Here is an 8,796-nt window from a genome sequence, read left to right as displayed (position 1 = left end):
CCAAGCAACCTGTGTACGGTCATTGTCTCATCAGGCAAAGCTGCCCTTTCCGCTTCGGACAGCGGCAATTCCTTCAATCCCGACCGTACTGATTCACCGAGCCGCTGCGCAGCCTTGCCGGTCGGCGCAGCAAGTCCGATGCGCAATGGAACATTCGAGAACGACTGGATCAGCGCAAGCATGCGCAATGCCGTGTAGGTTTTTCCGGTACCCGGCCCCCCGCAGATAACCGACAACGGTGCACGCAGCGTGTTGACCGCAGCGACGCGCTGCCATTCCTTCTGCTCCGGATCGGTGACTGGCAACAGGCGATCGAGAGAAGCCCTAATGGCATCCGCCTCGGGCAGCGACGCAAACGGAACCGACCGTTCGTGCAACGATGTCTCGATCTCCCGCTCGTAGGTCCAGTAGCGACGCAACCAGGCCAAGTCCCCATCAACGACGATCGGCAAGTCACTGTCCGGACCACCGATGAACGGCGCTTGAGGCCACGCCTGCATTCGAAATATTCCGAAATTTTCCGTTCCCTCGCCTTCAGCCCATTCGCCAAGCAATGCCCGGCTGAAGCAGCTGTGTCCCTGGCCAACCGCCCAACTCACCAGCGCAGCCAGTTGCAGGGCCTCCGGGTCGGAACCCGGCCAGATCGACTCGAGCGAATCGGCCAGGGCCAGATCAAGCGGACTGAAACCGACTTGAGCCGCGCGATCAAGTGCAGTCATGTCCGGTCTCCATCGCACCACGCATCCAGCGCGTCGATCAACGTTGCAGGCGGTCGATCATGATGGATCCCGGCGGTATCGCCCTCGCGCATCCCGCGCACGAACAGATACAGCGCACCCCCGACGTGCGTCTCGTAGCTGTACGCATCGCCAAGTCGCGAGCGCAGGAATCGCTGCAGGGCAACCAGATAGATCAGGTACTGCAGATCGTAGTCATGCGCGCGGATCGCGATGGGAAGCTTCGCGGGGGCATAGTCGCTGCGATCGGCGCCGAGCAGGTTGGTCTTGTAGTCGAGCACGTAGTATCTGCCTTGCCAGCGCAACACGAGATCGATGAAGCCTGTCATCAGGCCAGCCACGTAGCTTCGGCGGGCACGCAGCTCCCCTTCGGGCCGCGCATAGCGAGCGTCCTGGCGAAGATGGGTTTCGAAGTGCTCCAGATCGGACCCTCCGAGCGGAAGCAGGAACTCCAGCTCGGGCCGCGCTTCATTGCCTTTCAGCATCGCTAGTGTCAACCCACTACCGGGCAACAATTCCGTCGTGGTGGCAGCTCGGGTCATGCCGGCAACAACGGCGTGGTCGCTCTCGGCGAATCCATGGTCATCGCAAATCGTGGCCAGTCGTTCGGGTGGCGTATCGCGAGCCAGATCGGCAAAGGGAATCTGCTCGAAGACCGCATGCACGCAATCGCCAAATTGCGCGCCGCGCGGCCATTGCGGCACCGGATCAACGGCAACGAGTGTCGCCAGAAAAGGTGTAGTCGCTACCGATTCATCGTGATCGGCCACTGGTGCATGCTGATTGCCTCCGAACAACCGGCTATAGCTCCATGTCGTGAAGCGCCGATCGATCTGGCCTGCGAACGGCTTCGCCTGCAAGGTCGAAGTGGTATCCCGAATCGGCTTGTCGTCGATCGCGGGAGGATCATGATCCAGGGCAACAACGGCAATGCTCGCATCCGAACGCAAGACCAATGCATCGAGCTTTTCTGCAAACGATTCCGGGTCCAGCGTCGCAAGCTCGGATGGATCGATCATGTCGCTGTTGCGGAACCAGAGCCAGCTCAGCGCACTGGTCAGACTGTTGTCTCCAAGCTTGCCTGTATTGGCATACGCCCATGCGATCCAGACACGGTGCCGTGCACGGGTGATCGCCACATAGGCGAGGCGCAGGCTCTCGGCAAACTGTTCCTCGCGATTCAGCAGGGCATGTTCGAACCACTCCGGCCCGCCGATATCGATGCGAGCTTCGGTCTTGTCGTGCCAGCTGACCGCCTGGTCAGGCTCGGTCGATTCGGAGAGTCGTTGCCAGCGAGTGGAGAAAAGAAATGGAGCGAACACGCAATCGTATTGCAGTCCCTTGCTTCGATGAATGGTGAGCACTTGCACGCTGCCCCCATCGTCTGCTGCACGTACAAGTTCGGCGTTCCCTTCGCCGCGCCTGGCGGCGGCTTCAGCGCGGCGTTCGGCCAGCCAGCGCAGCAACTCATCAGGCGATGTTCGGCGCATCGACTCCTTCTGCAGCAACTCGGCAAGATGCAGCAGGTTGGTGACGACGCGACGTCCGTTCCAATGGGGCAACAGCCGCGCCCCTGCTTCCTGGACACAATGTGCAATCACCGCATACGGCCCGGCCTCCTGCCAGCGTACGCGCAGGTCGGCAATGCGCGCCAATTGCCCTTCCCATCGGTCCAGGTCATCGTGCGCCGCCAGCAGTGAGTCGAGATTCTCGCCAAGCAGTTCGGTGGCCAGCGCTGCCCGCACCACGGCCGCATCACCGGGTGCGCTGATGGCGGCAATCAGACATTCGAGCTGAGCCGCTTCGTCGCTGGCAAACACGCTGACGGCGCTGAGATAGTCGCAGGCCACGTTCCATTTCGCCAACTCGCGGGCCGCTTCTTCGGCCTGTCGGTTGGTGTTCACAAGCACGGCGATCGATGCTGGATCCTCGCCTGAACCCGGTGTCTCCCGCAGGATTTTCTTGATCGTTCTGGCAACTTCAACCAACACGCGGCGACTGACATCGCCGACGGTCCAGGGCTTTACCTGCCCCTTGTCGCTATAGCGATTCGGAATGCGCCAGACGGTCATCGGAGCGGAATCGGCATGTTCCTGCGCGGATGTCTCTCGCTGTTCCGGGAAACGCGCTGGCTGAAAGCCTATGAATGGATAGAGGAATGCGTCATCGACGCCGGAAAAAACAGCGTTGGTTGCCGTAATCAGGCGTTCATCGGAACGCCAGTTGGCAAGCAAGGTCGCGTGCTGTCCATCGGTATCATCACTGGCCTTGCGATAAGTGAAGATGTCACCGCCGCGGAAACGGTAGATAGCCTGCTTGGGGTCGCCGATCAGGAACAGGCCACTGTCGGGGCGGGCGGCATGGATGCGGCGCAAGATGCCGTATTGCAGCGCGTCGGTATCCTGGAATTCGTCAACAAGGATGGCAGGCAGGCGCTCGGCGATGGTTGCGGCGATCGAAGCGCCTTCACTGCCATGGAGATACTTGTGCAGGTTGCCGATCAGATCATCGAAGCCAAGGCGACGCAGGCGTGCCTGCCTGGCACTCAGACCATCGCGAACAAAATCCAGGGCTGATCGGACAAAGCGCGCAAGCAGCGCGGATTCGAGATCGGCACTTGCAACGCCTATGGCCTCGACACACTCGGCGACATGCAGCAACGCGCCTTCTGGCTGCCAGCCTCGGTCCCTGAGCTTCTTGGCACTCCCCTTTTCGATGGCGGAGCGCGCCAATGGTCGCAGTGATGCCATATCAGGGCTTGCCACGACATCTTCGAATTCCAATGTGCTGCGCAGTGCGGCCATTGCCATCGCGTGGTGAGCACCTTTGTTCTTGTCCACCGACAGCAGTTTGCTGGCAAGCAACTCCTCGATGGCCGCGACCGCGTCCGCGACCTGGCCCGCGCCAAGCAAATTCCGCCATGTCGTGAGTGCTGCGTCGAGACGCGCTCGCGCATCCAGCGCCAACGCGCCCGGATCGGCCGGGTCGATGCATTCCGGCGACAGCGACAGGGCCTGCGATTGCGCGAAGAATCTTGCCAAGGCTTCGGGATCCGACCAGCGCCGGAGAACGGCTTCGAATGCAATATCCGGCTCGGCAACGATTTGGCGCCGCCAGAAATCGCGAACGAGCTCAAGCGTGGCATCACCTCGACTTCCGGCTTCAAGCTCGACAAAGGGTTGCCCGGTTTCGAAGGCCAGGTCGGCCAACTGGCGGGCGCACAAACCGTGCAAGGTTGAAACTTGAGCTTCGTCGAATCCAACAACCGCCTCAGACAGGATATTCAATGTTCGCTGCACCGAAGCCCTGTCCGCGGAATGCTTGCTCAAAATCCGACCCAGCTCATCCGCCGAGGACGCCTCATCCCCCTTCAATCGCCCGATCGCCTCGACAATCCGCTTGCGCAAACGCGCACGCAATTCCCGGGTCGCTGCATCGGTGAAGGTAACGACAGCAATCTCATCTACAGCCAGCCCTGATTCGAGCAGCAAGCGCAGATACAACAAACCGATATTGTGCGTCTTCCCAGTGCCGGCACTGGCTTCGACCAGATGCTGTCCGGTCAACGGCAGGGTGGTGACATCAAGCTCGCGCATCATGAATTGACCTCGGTGGCGGCGAGGTACAGCGGGACAAACAATGCTTCACTCAAGCGCTGAAACTCCTCACCCAATGGCTCGGCCTGATTGCGTGCGACCAGCGCGTAGTAGGGGTCGTCGCGTTCGGGACGCTGCCCTTCTTCCCAGGCCTCACGAGCAGCGTCGTCGGGCAACTTTCTTGCAGCGCGAGCATGCGCGGAGGCGTAGGCTTCAGCACTGTGCCGATAGAGAGGCAGTGGACGCCGCATCCCCTCGCGATAGTTTGCGAGCAGATCAGCCAACCATTGTTCGGCACCGAGAATCGGCTCCAGCCGGAACGTGGCTGCGGCGTCCTTTTCCCAGCCGATGGCAAACGCAGGCAGGCTCTCGCCGTTTGCTTTCAGCAGCTCGCGCTCCAGTGCAAGCCGGGCCAGGTCCAGGCCACGAATACTGCCGGGACGACGCAGCAACAGTATTTTTTCCCTGCCATGGAATACGAGCTGGGGTGCGCCGGTCAGGTCGGGACCTTCAACTCCGGATCGGAGGCTGCAACTCGGCTCACCTTTCGAATGCCGGACTACGCCGTTCAAGTGCAGCGTTGCCGCTTCCAGTGCCGATGCGCGTTCGCTGAATGCCTCCCAGGCGACATCGCCCACCGGACCCAAAGGAAAATTGCCTTCCCCACGTGCCCGCTCGATATCTGGCCGCATCGTCGATGTTTCCAGCAGTCGCTCGACCAGCCCGTAGCGAACCAGGGCATCGGCCGTGAAGGGTTCGATATCATCGAAGCCTTCATGCTGCGGCGAACGCAATTGCAGCGAATACTGGAAGTACGCACGCGCCGGATGCCGCAGCCATGACAGCAGCCTGTCAAGATCCACATGCTCGGGTTCCAGGCCGGATCGGGACATCGACACATGCGACCCGGCGTCGACGAATGGCCTCGCCACCTGCCATTCACCCGCTGCAGCTCGCGCCGACTCCAGCCATCGGGTGTCGTAGCTGGCCGAGACCGAATCCTCTCTGTAGCACTCCGTCGCGAATGCGTGCATCGGATGGTGGCGCACTAGCGCAGGGCCAATCTGCTTCCACAGATCGGCGGTGTAATGCTCGTGCAGGAATCCAAGCAATTCCTCGACCAGCGGCGAGGGTGGACTCATCGAACCGGCACGTTCGTCTCGATCGACATAGCTCAGGTACAGCGCATCACGTGCGGCACCCACGCTTTCGAGGAACAGGAAGCGATCATCCTCGCGCACGCTCCGATCCCCGGATTGCGGGTAGCGACGCATGAGATGGAAACCTTCAGCGGGTTGTCGCCGCGGAAATTCGCCCGCATTCAGTCCGAGTATGCAGACAACCCGGTAGGGCACATTGCGCATCGGCACCATGCCGCAGAAACTCATGCCAAATCGGCCCCCGCGTGATCCGTGCGAGTCCTCGAGCGCATCGTCCATCACATTGCGCACGATGTCGAAGCTCAGAGTTTCGCCGTTCAACCAGGGCTGCGCATCGTTGGCGAATTCGGCAATGATTTCACGCAGACGCTTGAAAGCGCCCTGCTCTGCGCTGTCATCACCCTCTGTATCGAAAAGCGAATCAACAAGGTCATTCAGCCAGTGCTTCCAGTCTTCCGCGCAACGCGGTTCGGCAGTTTCGCGTCTGCACTGTTCGAGTGCACCGATGAATCTCGCAAGTTGCCCCAAAGCCTGGGCAGCACCACCCTCCACGTTGGCTGACGGCACCACGCCACCGTGCATGATTTTTTCGTCACCCTGTGCATAGCCAAGCAGCAGGCGATCCAGACCGAAACGCCAGGTATTGGCAGCCAGGGCAGCCGCGCCTGCATCTTCCCGAAAAGCGGCATCCAGCCCCCAGCGAACACCGCTGTCACGAATCCAGGTGCGGATCCAGTCCACTGCGTTGTCGTCGAGGTTGAAGCGTCGCATGATCGACGGTTCGGTCAACAGTCCCAGGACGTCACTCACGCTGAACCGGCTTTCACCGATGGCCAACACGCTGGCAAACGCATCAAGCAGGGGATGACTGTGTCTGAGCGGCACATCAGCGATGCTGTACGGCAACGAAAGTGCATCCGCGGGATCGCCGAATACGGCGTCGACATAGGCGACATATTCTTCGAGGCGCGGCGACATGACGACGACCTCGTGTGGCTTGAGGTTGGGCAATGTCTCAAACAGGTTCAATACCTGGTCGCGCAACACCTCGACTTCACGGCGCCGGCTCGGACAGCCATGAACTTGCACGGACGCATCGTTGGCAATCGCAGGCGGCGGAACATGCGCGGGATCCAGCAGCAGCAACCCGCGCTGCAGCCAGGCCAGCAGATGGGCGGATTCCGGAATGACAAATGCATCGTCGTCGTGGACGACCATATCCGGTGCGTGAATGGCCTTCAGGTATTCACGGCCAAGCGTTCCCCAAGAAGCGAGCAAGGGATGTCCGACCTCGAAGTAGTCGTCCATGTCGCGTCGTCCGTGCCGACTCCACAGTCCACGACGACGCGCGATTTCGCGCTCTGATACGACATCGCCCCAATAGTCCAGGCAAGGATTGGGCTGGTAGAAATCGAGCCGGATCTTTCCTGCCAGGGCGAGGAAGAATCCCAGTAGCAGCGGTGGCAGGAAAGAGGCACCGAACACACTGACGTGGCCGGGGATGGCGGCAGGCAGATCCCGTACCGTCTCGAACTTCGCCAGCACGTCGTGCATGAGGCTGGCGCGATCAGGCTCATCGGTGGAATCGACCAGTTCGCGCCAGAGCTCGGCTTGCCAGGCTTCGTCACCGTCATCCAGCACGCTGGCGCGGCGCTTCCAGGCTCGTATCCAGTCCGGGCGGGCGACCATGTATTCATCGAAGACACGAGCCAGCGCAACGGCAAGATCGTGCCGCGTACGCGTATCGGAACCGTCACCCAGGTAGTTGCGCACGCGCTCAAAACCCGGCCGAGTCGACAACTCCGGAAGCATGGCATGAATGCGCCAGGTCAGCGCCGTGCGTGAAAAGGCCGAGTCACCTGAAAGCGCCGCATCACATGCTCGCAATACGTCCCAGGCGAATGTGGATGGCAGTGGAAGCTCGATGTTGATGGCAATTCCGCATCGCCGGGCAATGCGTTCCTGCAACCAGCGCCCCAGGGCCGGATGCGCGACCACCACGACCTGGGCTTGCATCGGGTCGTTCTCTCCGCGCGCGCGGAGATCGTCAATCAGCCGGTCGGCGAGCAGTTCCAAGCGATTCCCGTGAATGAAGTGAGCTGCTTGCATGGGTTCCCTGAACTATGAAGTTTCCCGTTTCCCGCACCAGTCGCACCGTACCGGGGCGTCGGGTACGGCGTTCATCCACCCGAACAGCAGATGAACGTCGAATCAGGAGTCTGCCACGCTCCGATCTCTCTCGCCGAGATCGGGATAGACTGCCGCCGCAGCGTGGCTACGGCCACCACTTTGCAAATGCCGATTGTCCGCCAATTGGTCCACCGGACCCTCCCGTCATCATGCACCTTCGCTCCATGCCCTTCGCCGCCTGGCTTCTGCTTGCCCTGACCAGCGGCAGCCAGCAAGTGCGCGCGATATCGTATGAGCCGGAGCCGGTACTCGGCGTCACGGAATTCGTCCAGCCGGCCTTGATGTCGGGGCCGGGCTATACGCTGGATCCGCACGTCGAAATACGTGGCTACATGGCGCATTTCATACTCGATACGCCCCAGGGGCCGGTGCGCGCGGAAAGCGTGGAAATACTGGCAGACCGGGTCGCGGAAATGCCCGCGCTGGAGGCACTCGACGCAATGACCCATTCACAGGCCTTCCTCGCTGCAGCCACCGATTCCGTGTCCCGCACAGGAAATGGCCTGAGCCAGGTGCTGATGCACCCAATCGCGACCCTGGCCGGCATTCCGAGCGGCATCGCCCGCTACTTTGGCAGGCGCGCGGACAAGCTGGGACGGCAGGCGCAGTCATTGTCAGATCGAACGGCGAAAGAACTGGGGCACGCGGGAGACCCGTATTCCAGAGCCGATGGGCCGATGACCGAAACGCGGGATATCACCCAGACGGAAGCCAGACGATTGCAAACCGACACGGGTGGCAACTGGGTTCAGGGTGCTGGCAACGAACTGGCGCGTGAACTCAAGCGACAGATCAAGTATTCGCAAATCCAGCGAGAACTGGCCGAACGTCTGGGTATCGATCCGTATACCAGCAATCCCCAGTTGCGCGATCGCCTTGAACAACTCGCCTGGGCAGGCTCGGGCGGACGATACGCTGCCGGTGCGGCGCTGGCCTCCATCGGCGGCGTTGGCGGAATCATCCTCGACAAGGGCAGTCAACTGAACGAACTGGTCTGGAAGCTGGATGGCCCGGAACTACGCGAGTTCAATGCAGAACGACTGGAACAGCATTGTCGCGACAGTTTTCTGATGCGGCAATTCCTGCGCCGCGGAGTGTTCACCCCTACGCTGC

At 61.2% G+C, this 8,796-nt stretch carries 4 protein-coding genes; 1 reads left to right on the top strand and 3 read right to left on the bottom strand.

Annotated elements, in window-relative coordinates; translation table 11 throughout:
- From WBP53_RS09835 to recC, 3 genes are all read right to left on the bottom strand, one after another.
- Window positions 1-719 (bottom strand): AAA family ATPase (locus WBP53_RS09835; RefSeq protein WP_423928407.1); only part of this gene is annotated, 719 nt, incomplete at its 3' end.
- Window positions 716-4,336 carry an exodeoxyribonuclease V subunit beta gene (recB, locus tag WBP53_RS09830; protein ID WP_423928405.1) on the bottom strand — a complete coding sequence of 1,207 codons (3,621 nt, stop codon included), beginning with the start codon at window positions 4,334-4,336 and terminating at the stop codon, window positions 716-718. The genes recB and WBP53_RS09835, both read right to left, overlap by 4 nt.
- Window positions 4,333-7,602 (bottom strand): exodeoxyribonuclease V subunit gamma, encoded by a 3,270-nt coding sequence (recC, locus tag WBP53_RS09825; protein WP_423928403.1) that lies wholly within the window; start codon window positions 7,600-7,602, stop codon window positions 4,333-4,335. Before recC ends, recB begins: the two co-directional genes overlap by 4 nt.
- 245 nt (window positions 7,603-7,847) lie before the next feature.
- Here recC and WBP53_RS09820 point away from each other — a divergent pair.
- Window positions 7,848-8,796: hypothetical protein (locus tag WBP53_RS09820; protein ID WP_423928401.1), on the top strand; the 949-nt coding region annotated here is incomplete at its 3' end.

The sequence above is a fragment of the Dokdonella sp. genome, assembly GCF_049593775.1.
Classification (GTDB): Bacteria; Pseudomonadota; Gammaproteobacteria; order Xanthomonadales; family Rhodanobacteraceae; genus Dokdonella.
The sequence above is the reverse complement of the archived record's forward strand: the minus strand, read 5'-3'. Positions and strand labels throughout refer to the sequence as shown.